We start from the raw sequence: 19,946 nt of genomic DNA on the forward strand, positions 1-19,946 counted from the left end.
TTTTCATCCTTATTTTACCAAAAGGGATAATAGCCACTGCTTTAATTTTGGCACACTTCGGTACTCTCTTTTTGAAGAGGGAGGTAAACAATGTGGTTTGCCATATTTTGTAGCAAATTGTTCAAACATTTTAACTTGCCGGATTGCCTGACGAATATTTTTCCAGTAAGACTTAAATCGAATAAAATAATAAAATAGACGCAATTTATGGTTAAACACCCCCACTTGATTTTGGCAATGTTGACGATAATCTAGCAAAGGCTTATCTATAAATTGTGTTTCACCATAATAGCGCGCTAACAGTGCCAACCACCAATCGTGCATATAAAGTTCAGAAAGTTGAGTATAAGATAAAGAATCTAGTGCTAGATTACGTAAGGCACGATTGAGCATACAGGCTGCGCCTTGCACACAATTTTTATATAAAATCGAATCATCGCTTAAGCATTTCTCACTTAAAGCCTGATAAGCAAAAAAACTTGGGGCGATTTCTTGATTTTGTTCATCAATCAAACGAGCATCACTGAAAGTCAGAGTTGGGACATTACTATTTTGTTTTTCAGCCATTTGAGCAAATTCTGTGATCTTGTCCAAGTGCCAAATATCATCTTGATCCGCTAAAAAAGTAAAATCTGCTTCACAATGCTTTAAGGCAGACAGAAAATTAGTGATTACGCCTTTTTTAGGGCCTTGTACAATTTGATAAGCCGCAAAGTTAGCCTGAGCAAAAATTTGCTGAACAATAGCAAGGGTTTCATCGCAAGAACCATCATCAGATATAATAATTTTTTGTGGCAGAATAGGCTGCGATAAAATGCTCTTTAGTTGTTCTGATATAAAAGATGCACCGTTGAAGGTGCATACAATCACGGAATAATTTAAACTCATTTTATTATCTATTTAAAAGTTAACAATAATAACATCATTTACTAATGCAATACTTCCTTTTGATGGCCAATGAGGCATATTCTCAGAGACTTTCGTAGCAATTTGTATTTGTTCACTAGATGGGAGATTATAGCTTGCACCTTGAGCCGCAAAAAAATGGTTCTTTACAAAAGTTCCATGCTCATTGCCAAAAGTTATTTCAAATAAAGAACGACCTGTAAGAGCTAATTTTTGGCTAGAATAACAACTATTATTACATTTAACGCTATGTGAACCAATGAATGCAACGGGATAGGGAGGAAACTCACCATATCCAAGCTCACCTATTTTATTTTGGACGCTATAAACCAAATTAACGTCTTGCTGATACGTAATAGCCTCAGTATAAAATATTCTATTCACTACATAGCTTTGAGATAATCCAATAACAGACAGAATTAATACTAAAATACCCTTAAGGTATTTATGCTGTTTTTGAATGTGTTGATAAATATAAAATAGCATAAAACCCAAGGCAAATGGATGAGTCATTATTGTTCGTTCTGTAGTTCTATTACCTAGAATAATGCCCATCATAAATGGAGAGGCGATTATACAGATCGCAATCAATAAGTTATATATAGATTTTTTTTCATAAAATGTTTTAATTAACAGCAATAGGAAAAATACTATGGAAACAATTAGAAACCACTTAGTGAAGAATATACTATTCGAATAATATATTTCAATAAGATGATTTAAGAGATTGCTAAGGATAATGTGAATATCATCCTTACCCCATCTTAGCTGCTCAGATATATATGGATGAGTGGATATATCAAAATACCATTGAGCTCCTTTATTAAAAATAGTATAAGCTAAATAAGATGCCACAAATACAAAAATATATCTAATTGTAAAAAATACAGTTTCCTTATTTAATCTATTATCATTTTCTATTTTCATAAAAACGATAAAGAAAGTTGCTACGATAAATATCGTCACCATAGCGAGATAAATAGAAAATGCAATAAAGCTAAAAATAATTGCAAATAAAAGCGCCATTCTTGATTTACTAAAAATCCAGTTCTGAGTACACATCAAACTTATAGCAATAAATATAAGAGCTAGAGCAACTTCCATCCCCATTAATAAAAATCCTAGCATTTCAGCAATAATAGGCGATGAAACAACTGGTATTGTAAAAAAAAGAAGAGAATGATTCTTTTTTACGCCTCCATTTAGTAAATAAGCCCATACCAATGCAGATAAGCCAATAAATAAAACCATTAAAAAAGATGCTAATGCATTATTATACCAACCAATACCCATCAGATGTTTAAATAGCACAAGCCCAGTACGTCCTAATTCATGCCAAGCACTATATTGAGAATCAGTAATAGAAATAATGGCCTCAGTATCGATTGAGAAACTTAGTGAAAATAGTTTTATCCCATATCCCAATAGCAGAAAGAAAACGGTAATATTAATAAGAAATAAATTATTTCTTAGAAAATCGATAAATTCATCAAAACTATATTTGCAATTAGACAAGAAATACATACAAGGTTCCTATAAAAATCACATCATTCTTTTGAAAAGAAACTTAGAAAAATTACTCACAACTGGATATATAATAATGGCATAAGAAAAGCTTATAACACAAACAGAAACCCAAATACTCAATTTGAAAGTAGAGTTCTCATTAGGTAGATTAGGTATCTCCTGAAAGAAATACAATAAAACCTGATGATGTATAAGGAATGCTAAAAAAGTATATTGGGCCCAGTATGCTGTTTTATCTAATATTTTTGGGGTTAGATATTGACCAATCCCCCTAAAAATACATTCGAGAATCAAAAATAATGAAATTCCTGTTAAAATCATATGAAAATGATATGGAATATGTGCATGAGTGAAATCTGAAAATATCAAGTAAATTAAAGATAATATAGGCAATATCATTTTGCACATATTATTTTTAGACAAAAATGTAGTAAAAATTATTCCAAAGAAAAAATCAGGTAGCCTCATTATTGGATTAATCGTCTGAGGAATCTGAAATATTTCTGAATAAATATTAAATACACATACAACAATAGCAATTATTATAATAAATGAGATAATTGGTTTCTTAGAAAAAAACATATACAATACCGGAAAGAACAGATAGGTTATCAGCATATACCCTGTATACCATTCACCAACTAGGTAATAGCTAGGAAATTTATATAAAAAGAAACCATCTAAACCAATAACTGTTAATATGATTTTCCAATATTCTCCATCACCAAAAGGTTTATGCAGAATAATTAGAAAGACTAAAGCAACCAATATATAGGTAATCCAAAATGAAGGATAGATTGCTAAAAACCTTTTTTTAAAGAAACCTCTTATACTAAAATTTTCTCTGCTTGTTAATGCTAATGTTAATCCAGAAATAATAATAAACATTGATATCCAAAGATCACCAAAGCTAACATTAAAATAAGTAAGAGAACCAATCAAAGAAGCGCTATTATTTGCATAAAATGCATGAACATTAAGATGAAATAGTATGATTGATATACAAGCTATAATCTTAATGGCATCAACATAAAATAGATGTTGTTTCTCTTGCATTTATCTTTTTCCCCAAGTAGCCATAGAATCATAAGTTCTTGCAGGAAAAACATTATACTTAGGCTTAATTTTTAAGTTATGCTCAGTAATAAATTCTTCTACTGCTGTTCGCAAACTCTTTGGTTTACCTGAGCAACAGTTAAATACCCCAGATTGCTTACTTGAAATTCTTTCTTCTATTTGCGCTGAAAGTTCCTCAATATCAATAAAGTCATAAAGCATTTCACCACTGTTCAAAGGGAAAAACTCTTGTCCATCATCTTCAGCCTTTAAGATCTTCGTAAAAATAGAATTACTAAAACGATCATCGCCTGTAATATAGTAAAAGCGTAACCACTGTAAATTTAATTCAGGCGTTACACTAGCAAAATCAAACATTGCTTGGCGTAAGAAGTTTTTTGCAATTCCATAAGGATTTCGAGGATTACAAGGTGTATTTTCATCAATAGGTCCAACAAAGTATCCGACCTCATGCATCGTTCCTGCAACAGAGATATTTTTTATACCTAATTCAGCCATCGATGTGAGAAATTCATAATGTTTCATCACGTTAGCTAAATGAGATGGGTCTCGATGATTAAACCCAGCCTGCCAAGCCAAATGTAATAAACATTCTGCATCTTTCACTAAATCACATTTCTTATCTTGAGATAAAGCGAAGATATTCCCATAAAATAAGCTTGCTCCCTCTAAAAAATGATGAGGTGTTTCTCCATCAAAAAGCATTGCTGTGACTTGATGTCCTTTATCTAATAAACCTTTTACAACATTTCTACCGATATAACCATTGGCTCCCGTTACAATAATATTCATTGAATTAATGTCCTCTAAATTTATGATAATAGTGTCTTAATTTTCTATATGGCATACGTGTTACTTTGGATAATTTAGGATAATTGCCTAATACATGATTTTTTAATAGGCGTACCACATTAATTATAAAATAACGGCTAACATTGGGATTTCCAGATGAAATTCCCAACATATATTTAGCATTATGAGCCAGACTAATTTGATATGAAATGTCTCCATTAGAAAGATTACTTACTAATCTCTGTATTTTATATTCTAATTTAGTGTAATTAAGCTCCATCATTTCTGACGACATAATGTTACATGCTAAGTAACCAGCATCATGAGCAGCATAAGCTAATAAGCGCTCTAATACATGAGCCAACGAACCATCGTAATGCATTGGTTCTTTATTAAAATCTTCAAACTTCCAGTTATATTCAAAAAGCTTACGCAATGCTTTTGGTCTAAACCAGAACATGGTACCGTATGCAGCAAATGGAGATATATCGTCAAAAGGCACATTAATATTTAGTTTTTTTGCTATCTCTAAGCAAAGAGGTTTATTACTATACCAAGCATGCCCAAGAGTTGGATATCCAATATGAACCATTGAAGGCATTGCAAAACCTATGTTTTTATTATTATCTAGATAATTAAGCAACTTAGATACATATGCTTTATCCTTCAATAAATTTAAATACATCATTTCCTTAAAATGTTTCGCCATGTTATAACCATTTTGAGGAGATTTTTTTGAATGTAAACGACAGACCCAATCATAATCACTATTCATAATATCATCTTTACAACTAATAAATAGTGAAGACATATCTCGTCCTCTATTTTGCTCAGTTACAATCACCTTAATATTATTCGTATTTATTGTTTCCAATATAGGAGAAGATAAGATCTCTTCTCTTTGCTCTTTACTTGATGTCGTAATAAGCAAATCATATTTGCAAGGTATATTTTCGGTATAAAATAATATCTCTTCAAGCATATCTGCATAGAATATATGTGCAACCACAAGAATTTTCAAATTCTCTCTAAGTTTTACAGTATTTAAAGAATCAAATACTTTTAATAAAGTCATATTAGTTGCAATATCTTTAGGTTTTGATGTTCTTAAGATATTTTTGATTATCAGCTCTATCGGATATTCTGATTCTTCTTGAATGTATTCTATGGCTCTTCTTAAAAATAAGCATTCTCTATCATGATGTAATGGGTCATGAAAAAAAGGTCTTCTCTTTAAGATAGGAGAACGAGATTTACTAAATGTATCATCAATTTCATAGAATGTTGGATATTTACTACCAAAAACATCAGAATCTACATAAACAGCATAACTATACCCTTTAGAGTAGAAATGATGTGTAAATCTAGACTCATGCATTAACACTGAGTCTGTATATGAATGGATCATTGGCATATTTTTCCAATAATGCTCAAATTCATGTGAATTTAACATATTCTTTCTGACTGCAATAAAATGCGATTGAATATGCTTATGTAAAACACCTGTACCGGTAAACGGATTAGGTTGGACCTTTCCATGATCCGATATTCCCCAGAAATCAACATTTTGCTTTTCTGACCACTCAAATAATTCTGAGAATGGGAAAATAGGTGCAAAGAAAGTATAATTTAATAGAATAAGTTCATCATATTCAGCTAGTTTATCAAAGCCAATTTTCTCAATTGCCTCTTTATATCCCCAAACATCAAATCCAATATTTTCTCGGCACATAATGTAATCTGTGCAATGTTGAATTTTTTTACGTGACTCAGCTGTTAAATCTGAATTTGAAACAAACCAGATGTCTTGGACAAACTCTTTTAGTTTTTCTAGTTTATACGGGATATAATCATCTACGATTCCATCGTGATCATAGAATAAATAAATTGCTAATCTTTTCATTTTTTTCCTTAGATTTAGTTATTAACCATAGAAGATATATATTCTTGAGAAACAGAACAAGTATCCCCTATAGCCCTTACTTCACCATTATCAATCCAGATAGCGCTAGAGCATAACTCTTTAACTTGCTCAATTGAATGAGATACAAACAATAATGTTGTGCCATTGCTCAACAAATGTTCCATTCTCTCTTTACACTTTTGTTGAAAGGCAAAATCGCCTACGGCTAATACTTCATCAACAATCAAAATATCGGGTTTCTGCACTGTTGCAATAGCAAATCCTAATCTAGCAGACATACCTGAAGAAAAATTCTTAATAGGAACATCAATAAAATCATTTAATTCTGCAAAGTCAACAATCTCTTGGAAATGAGATTCAATAAATCTTTTACTATAGCCTAATAATGCCCCATTAAGAAAAATATTCTCTCTTGCTGTCAATTCCGGATCAAAGCCAGCTCCTAATTCAATTAATGGTGAAATAGAACCATTGACTGTTACATTTCCTTGGTAAGGTCTGATAATTCCTGAAATTAATTTAAGTAAAGTAGATTTTCCTGAACCATTCTTCCCAATTAATCCCCAAGACTCCCCTCGTTTTACAGTAAAATTAATATTTTTAAGTGCCAAGAACTCTTGAAACATTAGCTCTCTTTTTAACATCTTAATAATATATTCTTTTAAACCACTAATACTTTCAGCTGATTTATTAAATCTTACTGTAGCATTTTTTACTTCGATCACTATATCATTCATAATTATTTAGATATAAAGTATAAATTCATTTTCTTTACGATTAAAAAACCAAATACCGACTAATAATAGAATTATCGATATAATAAAACCTTGAGATAAAGACTCCATTGACAAACTCTGACCATTTAGAATTACATTTCTAAATTGCTCAACATAATTCACCATAGGATTAAGGTTATCATACCACCAACGATATTCTTGAGAAATAATAGACACAGGATAAATTATAGGGGTTAAATACATCCAAATAGAAGTAAAAACACCCCATAAATATTGAATATCTCTAAAAAATACAGTTGAAGCTGATAAAATGAATCCTAATCCTAAACTAAAAATATAAAGCTCTAAGAAAATTATGGGAACCCATAAAACATTCAATGTAATTTCTACTTGGGTAAAAATCATCACAAGAATTAGGGCTATCATTGCAAACAGCATATTAACTAATGAGCTTGTTATTTTAGATAAAACAAAAATATACTTTGGTACATATGTCTTTTTAATTAAAGAAGCATTATGAACAATAGCCGTGACTGAACTAGAAGTCGCTTCTGAGACAAAACCAAAAATTAATTGTCCTGTAAGCAGATAGGCTGAAAAATTAGGAATATCGAATTTAAATAAGTTTGAAAAAACCACTGTTAATACAATCATCATTAACAAAGGATTTAAAATACTCCAAATATAGCCTAAATAACTTCTTCTATATTTTAGTTTTATATCCTTAAGGACCAACTGCTTCAATAATTCGATATATTTAATTTGATTTACAAATGATTTCATAAGCAATATCTTATTTAAATTTCACAGCATCCTTTAAAATTTTTCCAGCTAAATCTTTTGCTGACAAACTCGGTTCGCCCTCTAAAGGCCATTCAATACCGACGGCCTCATCATTCCAAATTAAAGAATGCTCTGCTTTAGGATTATAGTAATCAGTACATTTATAAGTAAATTCAGCTTCATCAGTTAAAACATAAAAGCCATGTGCAAACCCTTCAGGTACCCAAAGCTGACGTTTATTTTCAGCAGATAAAATTTCACCTACCCATTGTCCAAATGTAGGAGAGAATTCCCGCATATCAACGGCAACATCAAATACAGCTCCAGATACTACACGCACTAATTTACCTTGTGTATTTTCAGTTTGATAATGTAATCCACGTAATACTCCTTTTACCGATTTTGAATGATTTTCTTGTACAAAAGTACGATCTGCTACATTTTGTTTAAACCATTCATCACGGAAGGTTTCCATAAAGAAACCACGTTCATCACCGAATACTTGAGGTTCTAATAATTTTACATCGGGAATTTTAGTATCAATAACTTTCATTATGAATCCTTATATTTTCTTATTCTGCATAAGCCTTAATATTTTTTAATGCTTTTTGCCAATCACTTGGTTTAACTCCAAACGCTTGCTGAATTTTAGTTAAATCTAAGCAAGTATTGGCTGGACGTTTAGCCTGGGTTGGATAATCCGCAGTCGTAATCTCATTTACAAAAGGAACTTTCTCTAACACATTTTGCGAAACAGCCTCAGCCAAAATAGCTTTAGCAAAATCACACCAACTAACATATGGCACTCCACTAAAATGATAAATGCCATATTCGATACTTTCGCCTCTAATAATTTTTTCGGCAATCTGAACTAATGTACTAGCAATATCTCCAGCATAAGTTGGCCCACCAATTTGATCCGCAACAACGTTTAATGTATCGTGTTTTTTGGCTAAGCGAAGCATAGTTTTCACAAAATTATTGCCATGTTCGCCAAAAACCCAAGAAGTACGTAAAATGATCACTCTTGAAACAAGGGAAAGAAGCACCTTATCTCCCTCTGCCTTACTTTTGCCATAAGCACTTAAGGGACAAGTAATATCGGTTTCTGTATATTTACCTTTTTTATATCCATCAAATACATAATCAGTAGATATATGCAAGATAGTTGCATTAACTCTATTTGCAGCCTCAGCTAAATATTTTAACCCTTTGACATTAACATCATGAACTAGTGACTCTTCAGTTTCAGCTCTATCCACATGAGTGTAAGCTGCCCCATTAATAATAATATTCGGCTTAAACGAATCAACCAAAGACAGTACAGCATTTTTATTCGTGATATCAAGCTCGTTATGTTTTAAAGCTAATATATCATGACCGTTTTCAAGCCTTAACCTTTGTGTCAAAGCAAAACCTATTTGTCCATTTGCCCCTGTGATTAGGAATTTTGCCACACTATTTTTTTTCCTTAATTATTCTAAGCAAGTATTGACCATACTCATTTTTTGCCATTGGTTTTGCTAATTTTTCCACCTGTTCAGAAGTGAGCCAACCATTACGCCATGCTATTTCTTCTAAACATGCTACTTGCAAACCTTGCACCTTTTCAATGGTACGAACAAATGAAGCCGCCTCATGTAAACTTTCGTGTGTACCAGTATCTAACCATGCAAAACCACGTCCGAGCAATTGCACGTTGAGTGAGCCATCGTTTAAATACATTTCGTTAAGAGTAGTAATCTCTAATTCTCCACGAGCAGAGGGCTTGACTTGTTTTGCAAATTCTACCACACGGTTATCATAAAAATATAAACCTGTTACAGCATAGTTTGATTTTGGTTGAACTGGTTTTTCTTCAATCGAAACCGCTTTGAAGTTTTCATCAAATTCCACTACACCAAAGCGCTCAGGATCTTTCACTAAATATCCAAACACTGTTGCACCGTGGGGCTGTTTAACTGCATCTTGCAACATTTGACTAAAGTGTTGACCGTAGAAAATGTTGTCGCCCAATACTAAGCAACAGCTATCACCATTGATAAACTCTTCACCAATAAGAAATGCTTGAGCTAAACCATCTGGGCTTGGTTGAATTGCGTACTGTAAATTTACACCAAAGTCTGAACCATCACCTAATAAGCGCTTGAAACTTTCATTATCTTCAGTGGTAGTAATAATAAGAACATCGCGAATACCCGCTAACATTAATACTGAAAGTGGATAGTAAATCATCGGTTTATCATAAACAGGCAAAAGCTGCTTAGAGACACCTCGAGTAATGGGATAGAGGCGAGTACCAGAACCGCCTGCAAGAATAATACCTTTCATAAGGAGACCTTTAAAAGAGCGGATAGATTTTCTTAAATTTTTGCAAATTATTAGAAAAACTCCACCGCTTGTTAATAATTAGTTACCTAAACGCTCACGGTTATAAGAGCCATCTAATACACGGCTCCACCATTTTTTGTTATTTAAATACCATTCTACCGTTTTGCGGATACCTGATTCAAAAGTTTCTTGTGGCTTCCAACCTAATTCTCGACCAATTTTGGCTGCATCAATCGCATAGCGTACATCGTGACCTGGGCGATCTTTCACATAGGTAATAAGATCTTCATATTTTGCTACGCCTTCTGGTTTGTTTGGCACTAACTCTTCTAATAAACGACAAATAGTACGTACTACATCAATATTTGCTTTCTCGTTATGCCCACCAATGTTGTATGTTTCTCCTACTTCTCCTTCGGTTACTACTTTATATAATGCACGAGCATGATCTTCTACAAATAACCAGTCACGAATTTGTTGACCATTTCCATAAACTGGTAATGGCTTTCCATCTAGTGCATTTAAAATCATTAGTGGAATAAGTTTTTCGGGAAAGTGGAATGGACCATAGTTATTTGAGCAGTTAGTCACAATCGTTGGTAAACCATAAGTACGCAGCCATGCACGCACTAAGTGATCGCTTGATGCTTTAGACGCTGAATAAGGGCTACTTGGTGCATAAGGCGTGGTTTCGGTGAATAAATCATCCGTGCCTTCTAAATCACCGTAGACTTCATCGGTTGAAATATGGTGGAAACGGAATGCCACTTTTTTCTCGTTGCTTAATGTACTCCAATAAGCACGAGCCGCTTCTAATAGTGTGTAAGTTCCCACAATGTTAGTTTCAATAAAGGCAGCAGGACCATCAATAGAACGGTCAACGTGGCTTTCTGCCGCTAAGTGCATCACCGCATCTGGTTGGTGTTGCTCAAACACACGAGAGAGTGCTTTCGCATCACAAATATCTACTTGCTCAAACACATAGCGTGGATGATTTTCTACCACTTCAAGGGATTCTAAATTACCTGCATAGGTCAATTTATCAACGTTTACTACGCTATCTTGCGTTTTTTCAATAATATGGCGAACCACTGCAGAGCCGATAAAGCCTGCACCGCCAGTGACGAGAATTTTCTTACTCATAAGTCCTCTTTAATTGTCAGGATAAAAATTCTTAGACATACTACATCTTTCAACAAAAAACTTTGGTCTATTCTTACTTTCAATATAGATCTTACCAACGTACTCACCAATTACACCAAGTGATAGCATTTGAACCCCACCTAAGAAGAAAATTGCAATCATAAGTGATGTCCAACCTTCTACTGTGTGTCCTAATAGTTTATCCACTAAAACATAAACTCCTGCTAAAGCGGAAAATAAGCAAGTTAGAAAACCAATCACCGAGATTAAACGCAATGGGGTAATACTTAACGAAGTAATACCTTCTAATGCAAGAGCTAACATTTTCTTTAATGGATATTTAGACTCACCCGCAATACGTTCACTTCTTGTGTAATAGACTTTGTCGTTTTTAAAGCCTATTAATGGGATCATTCCACGTAGATACACATTTTGCTCTTTATATTGTTTTAATGCTTCTAATGCTTTAGAGCTCAGTAAACGATAATCTGCGTGATTTTCAGTTTGCTCAACACCTAATTTAGTCATTAAGGTATAAAATAGTCCAGCTGTGCCGCGTTTAAATACCGTATCTGTTGTACGATCGTTGCGAACGCCATAAACAATTTCATTACCTTGCATATATTTATCAAGCATTTCATAAATGCAATTGGTATCATCTTGCAAATCAGCATCAATACTTATACTCACATCAGTATCTACAGAATACAAACCTGCTAAGAGTGCAATTTGGTGTCCTTTATTACGAGAGAGTTTTACTCCACGAATGAGATTGGATACGTTACTTGCTTGCTCGATTTGTTGCCAAGTGTCATCTTTGCTGCCATCATCAACAAAAAGCACATAACTATTTGCTTTAATCTTATTCTTATTAATAAGATCTTTTAATATATCTGTTAGTACATTCAAGCAATAGCTAAAAACTTCACTTTCGTTATAACAAGGAACAACGATCGCCAAAGATGGCTGTTCTGTTCTGTTCTGTTCTGTTGGCATTATTTCATCACCCATAATTTATTTAAAATAAAACCTGAAACGGTATAAGCTCCCATACCGCATAATTGTGCAAAATAGATCCATTCATTATTAATGAATAAAACTAGATAAATTACAACTAAATTAACCACATAACAAATCCCACAGTTTATTATAAATTTTATAAATCTTTTCCATGTGAGTTTAGTTGAGAAAGTAAATAATGTATTGAAGATAAAGCTAACGATAATGCCAGCAACATAACCGAACGCATTAGAAGTATATACTCCTAATCCCAAATACATCAATAAAAGAATAAGTAGTGCTGTAATGGCGGTATTGATGATACCGACTAGAATATATTTAGAAAACATATAAAAATCACACATCGTACAATGGGATTATATCTTCTGTTTTACCAGAAGCTTTTGCGATACCTTTATCAATCCAAATCACATTCTGGCAAAGCTCTTTTACTTGCTCAATTGAGTGGGAAACAAACAATAATGTTGTGCCACCAGCAAGCACTTCATCTACAATGAGAATTTCAGGCTTAACAATCGTCGCTACTGCAAAACCAAGGCGTGCAGCCATACCAGATGAAAAGTTTTTAAGCGGCATATCCACAAAATCTTGAAGTTCCGCAAACTCAATAATTTCATCAAAATACTGCTCCATAAAGGCTTTTTTATGACCCAATATTGCACCATTTAGATAAATATTTTCTCTTGCGGTTAGCTCTCCATCAAAACCTACACCTAGCTCAATTAACAGTGCAATATTACTATGTACTTCTACCGTACCTTTATAGGGTTTTAGGATACCGCAAATCAATTTTAAAAGCGTTGACTTCCCCGAGGCATTGGTACCAATTAAGCCTCAAGACTCCCCTTTTCTGACTTCAAGATTCACATCTCTTAACGCTAAGAACTCCTGGAACATGAGTTCACCTTTTAGCATTTTAATCACATATTCTTTTAAGCCATTATATTGTTCAGTTGCTTTAAAAGTTCATCGAATGCAAAAAATCGACGAAACTTTCCTACAAATTTACTTAGCATAATCTAGCCCTATCTATAATCGGATTTCGATTATACACGAATTAAATACAATATACACATACAAAAAATGCGGTCCAAAACGACCGCACTTTTCTTGTTCAACAACTTGAATTCCGTTGTTTATCATTATGCATAATACATCTCAAACTCAACTGGATGTGGTGTCATATTTAAACGTTCCACGTCTTTACGTTTAACGCTAATAAATGCTTCGATAAAGTCTTTAGCAAATACGCCACCTTGAGTTAAGAACTCATAGTCTTTTTCTAATGAATTCAACGCTTCTTCTAGTGAGCTTGCAACTGCGGGAATATCTTTTAATTCTTCTGGTGGAAGATCATAAAGATTTTTATCCATTGCATCGCCTGGGTGGATTTTGTTTACTACACCGTCAAGGCCAGCCATCAATAATGCAGCGAATGCAAGATATGGGTTTGTCAATGGATCTGGGAAACGCGCTTCAATACGAATTGCTTTCGGGTTGGTTACTGCCGGGATACGAATTGATGCAGAACGGTTGCTTGCAGAGTAAGCCAACAATACTGGCGCTTCAAAACCTGGCACTAAACGTTTGTATGAGTTAGTACTTGGGTTAGTGAATGCATTTAATGCTTTAGCGTGCTTAATGATACCACCAATGTAATAAAGTGCGGTTTCAGAAAGACCTGCATATTTATCACCTTGGAAAATATTTTTACCGTCTTTGCTTAATGACATATTACAGTGCATACCCGAACCATTATCACCTGTGATTGGTTTTGGCATAAAGCAAGCGGTTTTACCATGTTCTAATGCAACGTTTTGCACCACATATTTATAGATTTGAGTTTCATCCGCTTTCAAGGTTAAGCTATTGAATTTCGTTGCAATTTCATTTTGACCTGCAGTTGCCACCTCATGGTGGTGAGCTTCTACTACTAAGCCCATTTCTTCTAAAATCAAACACATTTCAGAACGAATATCGTGTGCCGTATCAATTGGAGCAACCGCACAGTAACCGCCTTTTTTCAATGGACGATAAGCGTTGTTACCACCTTCGTATTTTTTGTTGGTGTTCCAAGCAGCCTCAATATCATCAACGGCAAAAGAAGCACGGTTCATTGATACATCAAAACGTACATCATCAAATAAGAAGAACTCTGGTTCAGGACCAAAGAATGCTTGATCAGCAATACCGATTGAACGCATATAGTTTTCAGCACGAATAGCAATTGAACGCGGGTCACGATCATAGCTTTGCATAGTCGTTGGTTCATAAATGCTACAACGAATAGAGAGGGTTGGGATCTGCGCAAATGGATCGACTACCGCCGTCTCAGCGATTGGCATTAAAAGCATATCGGCTTTGTTAATGGTTTTCCAACCTTCAACAGAAGAGCCATCGAACATTTTGCCATCTTCAAACATATCTTCATCAACAAGGCTAACTGGAATAGAAACACCGTGTTCTTTCCCTTTAATGTCGGTAAAGCGAAGTAGTGCGAACTTAATATCGTTCTCTTCGATCAGTTTGAATACGTTGGCAATTGCATTTGCATTTGGCATAAGGAGTCCTCTATTTTGCTATGTATATAATCTTTATAAAAATTAAAAGAGCATTATAACGCAACCGCTTACTTTTTTCATGGGATTTATTTTAAACACCAGCATAGCAGAATAACGAAATATCGTGTATAATCTTTGCCCTTTCGAGATTCTCGTAGGGTGAGTTTAACTCACCAATTTAAACTACTTGGACTATTTGGTGGCCTAAAAATTCCACCCTACAAAACTTAAACATTAAGAACGTAATAAATGAAAAACGACATTGATATTAATAAATTGCGCAATATTGCAATTATCGCTCACGTTGACCATGGTAAAACCACCCTCGTTGACAAACTCCTTCAACAATCTGGTACATTTGAATCAACTCGTGGTGATGTTGATGAACGCGTAATGGACTCAAACGATCTTGAAAAAGAACGTGGTATTACCATTCTTGCAAAAAATACCGCAATTAACTGGAATGGTTATCGCATTAACATCGTAGATACCCCAGGACACGCCGACTTCGGTGGTGAAGTAGAACGTGTACTTTCTATGGTGGATTCTGTACTTTTAGTGGTAGATGCCTTTGACGGTCCAATGCCACAAACGCGTTTCGTAACCCAAAAAGCCTTTGCTCATGGTTTAAAACCAATTGTAGTTATCAACAAGGTTGACCGTCCAGGCGCACGTCCTGATTGGGTGGTGGATCAAGTATTCGATTTATTCGTTAACCTTGGTGCAACCGATGAGCAATTAGACTTCCCTATTATCTATGCTTCAGCATTAAATGGTGTTGCAGGTCTTGAACACGAAGATTTAGCGGAAGACATGACCCCATTATTTGAAGCGATTGTTCAACACGTTGAACCGCCAAAAGTGGAACTTGATGCCCCATTTCAAATGCAAATCTCACAATTAGACTATAACAGCTATGTGGGGGTTATTGGTATCGGTCGTATCAAACGTGGCTCAATCAAACCAAATCAACCTGTAACGATCATTGATGGTGAAGGTAAAACTCGCCAAGGTCGTGTGGGTCAAGTATTAGGTCACCTTGGTTTACAACGTTATGAAGAAGATGTTGCTTACGCAGGCGATATCATCGCGATTACCGGTTTAGGTGAATTAAATATCTCGGATACTATTTGTGATATCAACGCCGTTGAAGCCTTACCATCATTAACTGTTGATGAACCGACTGTAACCATGTTCTTCTGTGTAAATACTTCACCGTTTGCGGGTCAAGAAGGTAAATATGTGACTTCTCGTCAAATTCTTGAACGTTTAAACAAAGAGTTAGTTCACAACGTCGCATTACGCGTAGAAGAAACACCAAACCCAGATGAATTCCGTGTTTCTGGCCGTGGAGAATTACACCTTTCTGTATTAATTGAAAATATGCGTCGTGAAGGTTATGAGCTTGCGGTTTCTCGTCCTAAAGTAATCTACCGTGAAATCAACGGCAAAAAACAAGAGCCTTATGAGCAAGTCACCATCGACGTAGAAGAACAACACCAAGGCTCTGTCATGGAAGCATTAGGTATCCGTAAAGGTGAAGTTCGCGACATGATGCCGGATGGCAAAGGTCGTGTACGTTTAGAATATATCATCCCGAGCCGTGGCTTGATCGGTTTCCGTGGTGAATTCATGACGATGACGTCTGGTACAGGTTTACTTTACTCTAGTTTCGATCACTACGATGACATCAAACCAGGTGAAATCGGCCAACGTAAAAACGGTGTATTAATTTCTAACGCAACCGGTAAAGCACTTGCTTATGCGCTATTTGGTTTACAAGAGCGTGGTAAATTAATGATCGAAGCTAACGTAGAAGTTTACGAAGGTCAAATCATTGGTATTCACAGCCGTACAAACGACTTAACGGTTAACTGTTTACAAGGTAAAAAACTCACCAATATGCGTGCATCAGGTAAAGATGATGCCATCGTCTTAACCACACCGGTGAAATTCACCCTTGAACAAGCCATTGAGTTTATCGATGACGACGAGTTAGTGGAAGTCACACCTGAATCGATCCGTATCCGTAAAAAACTCTTAACGGAAAACGATCGTAAACGTGCAAACCGTACCACAACCAGTACAAGCACACACTAATTAAAAACGTGCGGAAATTTGACCGCACTTTTAAACAAACAAAAGGCGAACATCTCATGTTCGCCTTCTTTTATTTCATGATTAAAACTAGCCTAACCTTACTTTCTCGCCACCGAATTCATCGAGTAAATTTTCGGTCAGTTTAGATAAAATACCTGTCATTAATACAAAATCGGCATCAAAGCGTTGCGCATAGTCTTCTTTTAAAATATCGGCATTTTTCTCACGCACCGCATCAGCAAATTTTAAACGTTTGAGCGTGCAATCTTCATTAAATACAAAAGTCAGCGTATCTTCCCATTCCAATGCGAGCTTGCTCACCACTTTTTTGCCATCTTGTAAAAGCGCTAAGATCTCCTCATTTTCCAAAGGCTGTTTCTTACAACGGATCACACTGTCTTCTTGGCTTCCACGCAGTTCAGCCTCTTCTAACGCCACCAACCAATGCGGAATTTTTTCCTGCACAATCCAATCCGTTAAAATGGTCGAAGGTTCATTCGCAAAAGCCAACGGCACAACCGGTAACGAACCAAGTGATTTACGTAATAATGCTAAGGCATCTTCTGCACGTTTACTGGATGCCGCATCAACATGAACAAGGTTATTTTCGGTATCAATCCACACGGCAGTTTGCTGATTTTTACTGAACGCACGCGGCAATAAATTCATCACCACATCATCTTTTAACGTTTGTTTTTCCGTTTTCTTCAATTTACGGTTTTCTTTTTGCTCAAGGCTTTCAATGCGTTCATCTAATTCACGTTTCACCACATTCGCCGGCAACATTTTCTCTTCTTTTTTCGCAACCAATAAAATGTGTTTACCGACAGAAAAATGCAATAATTCGCTGCCTTTCAAGGGATTCGTCCAACCGAATTTGCTTTGATCTTGTGAGCCACAAGGATGAAATTCACAATCTGACAACTGGCGTTGCAATTCATTAAGATCCCAATCTAGAGGCTTAGTCAGCCTATATGTCATTAAATTTTTAAACCACATCGTAACACTTCCTTCATAATAGGGTAAAATACACAGCATTGTAGCCCATAAACTCACGGGAAAAAATGATGCAACAGAAATTAATTGCCTTCATCGGCGGTGGCAATATGGCACAAGCCATTGTGTTAGGCCTATTAAAACAAGGTTATCCAGCCGATAAAATTATCGTTAATGATCCTAATGAAGAAAAACGTGCTTTTTTTGCTCAATATGGCATTTCCGTTTCGACTGACAACGAGCAATCCATCACACAATCTCAAGTAGTCTTATTTGCGGTTAAGCCACAAGTCCTCGCTGATGTTTGCAAGCCATTAAGTGCGGTTGATTTTTCTAACAAATTAATCATTTCTATTGCTGCGGGGATTTCGACCATCCGATTAGCCGAATTCATCCCAACAGCAAAATCCATTGTTCGTGTCATGCCAAACACGCCTGCATTAGTAGGTGAAGGAATGGCTGGCTTATTTGCCGATAAAAACACGCCTGAAACTGACCGCACTTTTGCGGAAGATTTGCTTTCTGCGGTCGGACAAACCACTTGGGTGGAGAATGAAGATCAAATGCATGCAGTCACTGCCGCATCTGGTAGTAGCCCTGCTTACTTCTTCCAATTTTTAGAGGCTATGCAACAAGGCTTAATAGAAATGGGCTTAGATGAAAAGCAAGCTCGTGAGTTGGTACAACAAGCCATGTTAGGCTCGGCGAAGTTGGTGATTGAAAATCCTCAAACTGCCCTTTCCACTTTACGAGAAAATGTCACCTCAAAAGGCGGTACCACCGCAGCCGCATTAAATGTGTTCAATCAACATCAATTTAACGACATCATTAAACAAGCGATGCAAGCCTGCGTGGCACGCTCACAAGAAATGGAAAAATTATTCTAATGCAAGTTCGTCCTTTTACTTGGCTCACCCTGAGCTTTTTTGGTTACTATTGTGCCTACGGTGTGTTTCTTCCCCTTTTCCCTGCGTGGTTGAAAACACAATCTTATAGTGAAGAAAGCATCGGTTTATTGCTGGCCTGTGGTTATATTTTCCGTTTTAGTGGCAGTATTTTATTTTCTGGCTTGATAAAACGCGTTTCTCTTTTAGTGAATGGCTTACGTTACTTAGCTGTTGCCAGCGCTGTCACCATGGCGTTAATCGGGCTCATGTCGCATAATTTTTGGTTATTATTTATTGGACTTGCCTTGTATTCCATGGTGAATGCGGCTGGCATGCCGATTGGTGATAGCCTCGCTAGCACGTGGCAACAACAAATTCATTTAGATTACGGCAAAGTACGCTTAATTGGCTCCTTTGCATTTGTTGTTGGTGTGATGGTGTTTGGGTATTTAGCGGGGATGATTGGTGAGCAATACATCACATGGATGATTACGGGAATCCTTATTTTCTATAGCATTGTGCAATTACTTCATCCCAATCCAATGCCACAAGATGAGCCACAAAGTGCGGTCGAAAATTCTGTTGGATTTTTAGGCTTACTCAAAAATAAAACGACACTTCGTTTATTTATCGCTATTGCACTGATTCAAGGATCACATGCCGCTTATTACTCATACAGCACTATCTTCTGGACAAGCCACGGTCATTCTGTTTCCGATGCGGGCTTATTTTGGGGAATTAGCGTATTAGTAGAAATTGTCGTCTTTTTCTTCTCCACCCGATTATTCAAAAATTGGAGCATTACGGCCCTTTTCTATCTCACTGGCATCGCTGCTATCGTACGTTGGCTTGCTTTCGGTTATGCCGACACCTTTGTTGAAATCGTTCTATTGCAATGTTTTCACAGCCTCACTTATGTGGCGGGGCATTACGCAACAGTGCGTTATATCACGACTCAACCACAAAACCATATTGCAAAATTACAAGGTTTATACAATGCTTTAGCGGGATGTGCAGCCATTGCTATTTTCACTGCACTTTCTGGCGTACTTTATCCAATTTCTCCAGTTTATGCTTTCAGCTTAATGGCTGCTTTTGCATTCATTGGTTTATTTATCACTCCGCGTGGCGTGAAAGCCTTTTTGGTACATAGAGTGTAAAC

Annotated in this window: 18 protein-coding genes and 1 pseudogene; 3 read left to right on the forward strand and 16 right to left on the reverse strand. The window is 35.7% G+C overall.

Annotated elements, in window-relative coordinates; translation table 11 throughout:
• Positions 1-9: 9 nt before the first annotated feature.
• From QQS40_RS01135 to glnA, 15 genes and pseudogenes are all read right to left on the reverse strand, one after another.
• Entirely contained in the window at positions 10-888 is an 879-nt protein-coding gene (locus QQS40_RS01135; RefSeq protein WP_329505621.1) for a glycosyltransferase family 2 protein, read from the reverse strand.
• Positions 889-900: 12 nt separating this feature from the next.
• Complete coding sequence (locus tag QQS40_RS01140) at positions 901-2,430, reverse strand: glucosyltransferase domain-containing protein (RefSeq protein WP_329505623.1); 1,530 nt, start codon at positions 2,428-2,430, stop codon at positions 901-903.
• Positions 2,431-2,448: 18 nt separating this feature from the next.
• Positions 2,449-3,489, reverse strand: a complete 1,041-nt coding sequence (locus QQS40_RS01145; protein ID WP_329505625.1) for an acyltransferase family protein — start codon at positions 3,487-3,489, stop codon at positions 2,449-2,451.
• A complete protein-coding gene (locus tag QQS40_RS01150) occupies positions 3,490-4,302 on the reverse strand; it encodes an NAD-dependent epimerase/dehydratase family protein (protein ID WP_329505627.1) in 813 nt (270 codons plus the stop codon).
• Between the two features lie 4 nt (positions 4,303-4,306).
• Positions 4,307-6,205 carry a rhamnan synthesis F family protein gene (locus tag QQS40_RS01155; RefSeq protein WP_329505629.1) on the reverse strand — a complete coding sequence of 633 codons (1,899 nt, stop codon included), beginning with the start codon at positions 6,203-6,205 and terminating at the stop codon, positions 4,307-4,309.
• Between the two features lie 14 nt (positions 6,206-6,219).
• Positions 6,220-6,963 carry an ABC transporter ATP-binding protein gene (locus tag QQS40_RS01160; RefSeq protein WP_329505631.1) on the reverse strand — a complete coding sequence of 248 codons (744 nt, stop codon included), beginning with the start codon at positions 6,961-6,963 and terminating at the stop codon, positions 6,220-6,222.
• A gap of 6 nt (positions 6,964-6,969) precedes the next feature.
• On the reverse strand, positions 6,970-7,746 hold the full coding sequence (locus tag QQS40_RS01165) for an ABC transporter permease (protein ID WP_197543785.1): 777 nt from the start codon (positions 7,744-7,746) through the stop codon (positions 6,970-6,972).
• A 10-nt stretch (positions 7,747-7,756) separates the two neighbouring features.
• Positions 7,757-8,299: a dTDP-4-dehydrorhamnose 3,5-epimerase gene (gene rfbC, locus QQS40_RS01170; protein WP_329505635.1), complete on the reverse strand. Its 543-nt coding sequence runs from the start codon at positions 8,297-8,299 to the stop codon at positions 7,757-7,759.
• 19 nt (positions 8,300-8,318) lie between these two features.
• Positions 8,319-9,203, reverse strand: coding sequence for a dTDP-4-dehydrorhamnose reductase (rfbD, locus tag QQS40_RS01175; protein WP_197543787.1), 885 nt, complete (start codon positions 9,201-9,203; stop codon positions 8,319-8,321).
• A gap of 1 nt (position 9,204) precedes the next feature.
• Entirely contained in the window at positions 9,205-10,077 is an 873-nt protein-coding gene (rfbA, locus tag QQS40_RS01180) for a glucose-1-phosphate thymidylyltransferase RfbA (protein ID WP_329505638.1), read from the reverse strand.
• A 78-nt stretch (positions 10,078-10,155) separates the two neighbouring features.
• Positions 10,156-11,220: a dTDP-glucose 4,6-dehydratase gene (gene rffG, locus QQS40_RS01185; protein WP_329505640.1), complete on the reverse strand. Its 1,065-nt coding sequence runs from the start codon at positions 11,218-11,220 to the stop codon at positions 10,156-10,158.
• A gap of 9 nt (positions 11,221-11,229) precedes the next feature.
• Positions 11,230-12,216, reverse strand: a complete 987-nt coding sequence (locus QQS40_RS01190; protein WP_329505642.1) for a glycosyltransferase family 2 protein — start codon at positions 12,214-12,216, stop codon at positions 11,230-11,232.
• A complete protein-coding gene (locus QQS40_RS01195; protein ID WP_329505644.1) occupies positions 12,216-12,569 on the reverse strand; it encodes a GtrA family protein in 354 nt (117 codons plus the stop codon). The genes QQS40_RS01190 and QQS40_RS01195 overlap by 1 nt, the downstream gene beginning before the upstream one ends.
• Positions 12,570-12,576: 7 nt before the next feature.
• Positions 12,577-13,200 (reverse strand): annotated as a pseudogene (locus QQS40_RS01200) (ABC transporter ATP-binding protein); the annotation flags it as partial.
• A 182-nt stretch (positions 13,201-13,382) separates the two neighbouring features.
• A complete protein-coding gene (gene glnA, locus QQS40_RS01205) occupies positions 13,383-14,801 on the reverse strand; it encodes a type I glutamate--ammonia ligase (protein WP_329505646.1) in 1,419 nt (472 codons plus the stop codon).
• 249 nt (positions 14,802-15,050) lie between these two features.
• Between glnA and typA the strand changes: the two genes are divergently transcribed.
• On the forward strand, positions 15,051-16,901 hold the full coding sequence (gene typA / locus QQS40_RS01210) for a translational GTPase TypA (protein ID WP_005695275.1): 1,851 nt from the start codon (positions 15,051-15,053) through the stop codon (positions 16,899-16,901).
• An 87-nt stretch (positions 16,902-16,988) separates the two neighbouring features.
• Here typA and rdgC read toward each other — a convergent pair whose 3' ends face one another.
• The gene (gene rdgC, locus QQS40_RS01215) at positions 16,989-17,900 is read right to left on the reverse strand and encodes a recombination-associated protein RdgC (RefSeq protein ID WP_289902198.1); all 912 of its coding nucleotides are present in this window, start codon (positions 17,898-17,900) and stop codon (positions 16,989-16,991) included.
• A 68-nt stretch (positions 17,901-17,968) separates the two neighbouring features.
• Here rdgC and proC point away from each other — a divergent pair, with 68 nt between their 5' ends.
• Both proC and QQS40_RS01225 read left to right on the forward strand, forming a co-directional pair.
• The gene (proC, locus tag QQS40_RS01220) at positions 17,969-18,784 is read left to right on the forward strand and encodes a pyrroline-5-carboxylate reductase (RefSeq protein WP_289902241.1); all 816 of its coding nucleotides are present in this window, start codon (positions 17,969-17,971) and stop codon (positions 18,782-18,784) included.
• Positions 18,784-19,944, forward strand: a complete 1,161-nt coding sequence (locus QQS40_RS01225; RefSeq protein ID WP_289902197.1) for a 3-phenylpropionate MFS transporter — start codon at positions 18,784-18,786, stop codon at positions 19,942-19,944. The genes proC and QQS40_RS01225 overlap by 1 nt, the downstream gene beginning before the upstream one ends.
• The last annotated feature ends 2 nt before the right edge of the window (positions 19,945-19,946 follow it).

This window comes from Haemophilus parainfluenzae (assembly GCF_036288925.1).
In the GTDB taxonomy this organism is placed as follows: domain Bacteria; phylum Pseudomonadota; class Gammaproteobacteria; order Enterobacterales; family Pasteurellaceae; genus Haemophilus_D.

What these genes read in the sequence shown, in the direction of transcription:
- QQS40_RS01135 (WP_329505621.1), bottom strand. Translation starts at nt 888, where the DNA reads ATGAGTTTAAATTATTCCGTGATTGTATGCACCTTCAACGGTGCATCT.
- QQS40_RS01140 (WP_329505623.1), bottom strand. Translation starts at nt 2,430, where the DNA reads ATGTATTTCTTGTCTAATTGCAAATATAGTTTTGATGAATTTATCGAT.
- QQS40_RS01145 (WP_329505625.1), bottom strand. Translation starts at nt 3,489, where the DNA reads ATGCAAGAGAAACAACATCTATTTTATGTTGATGCCATTAAGATTATA.
- QQS40_RS01150 (WP_329505627.1), bottom strand. Translation starts at nt 4,302, where the DNA reads ATGAATATTATTGTAACGGGAGCCAATGGTTATATCGGTAGAAATGTT.
- QQS40_RS01155 (WP_329505629.1), bottom strand. Translation starts at nt 6,205, where the DNA reads ATGAAAAGATTAGCAATTTATTTATTCTATGATCACGATGGAATCGTA.
- QQS40_RS01160 (WP_329505631.1), bottom strand. Translation starts at nt 6,963, where the DNA reads ATGAATGATATAGTGATCGAAGTAAAAAATGCTACAGTAAGATTTAAT.
- QQS40_RS01165 (WP_197543785.1), bottom strand. Translation starts at nt 7,746, where the DNA reads ATGAAATCATTTGTAAATCAAATTAAATATATCGAATTATTGAAGCAG.
- rfbC (WP_329505635.1), bottom strand. Translation starts at nt 8,299, where the DNA reads ATGAAAGTTATTGATACTAAAATTCCCGATGTAAAATTATTAGAACCT.
- rfbA (WP_329505638.1), bottom strand. Translation starts at nt 10,077, where the DNA reads ATGAAAGGTATTATTCTTGCAGGCGGTTCTGGTACTCGCCTCTATCCC.
- rffG (WP_329505640.1), bottom strand. Translation starts at nt 11,220, where the DNA reads ATGAGTAAGAAAATTCTCGTCACTGGCGGTGCAGGCTTTATCGGCTCT.
- QQS40_RS01190 (WP_329505642.1), bottom strand. Translation starts at nt 12,216, where the DNA reads ATGCCAACAGAACAGAACAGAACAGAACAGCCATCTTTGGCGATCGTT.
- QQS40_RS01195 (WP_329505644.1), bottom strand. Translation starts at nt 12,569, where the DNA reads ATGTTTTCTAAATATATTCTAGTCGGTATCATCAATACCGCCATTACA.
- glnA (WP_329505646.1), bottom strand. Translation starts at nt 14,801, where the DNA reads ATGCCAAATGCAAATGCAATTGCCAACGTATTCAAACTGATCGAAGAG.
- typA (WP_005695275.1), top strand. Translation starts at nt 15,051, where the DNA reads ATGAAAAACGACATTGATATTAATAAATTGCGCAATATTGCAATTATC.
- rdgC (WP_289902198.1), bottom strand. Translation starts at nt 17,900, where the DNA reads ATGTGGTTTAAAAATTTAATGACATATAGGCTGACTAAGCCTCTAGAT.
- proC (WP_289902241.1), top strand. Translation starts at nt 17,969, where the DNA reads ATGCAACAGAAATTAATTGCCTTCATCGGCGGTGGCAATATGGCACAA.
- QQS40_RS01225 (WP_289902197.1), top strand. Translation starts at nt 18,784, where the DNA reads ATGCAAGTTCGTCCTTTTACTTGGCTCACCCTGAGCTTTTTTGGTTAC.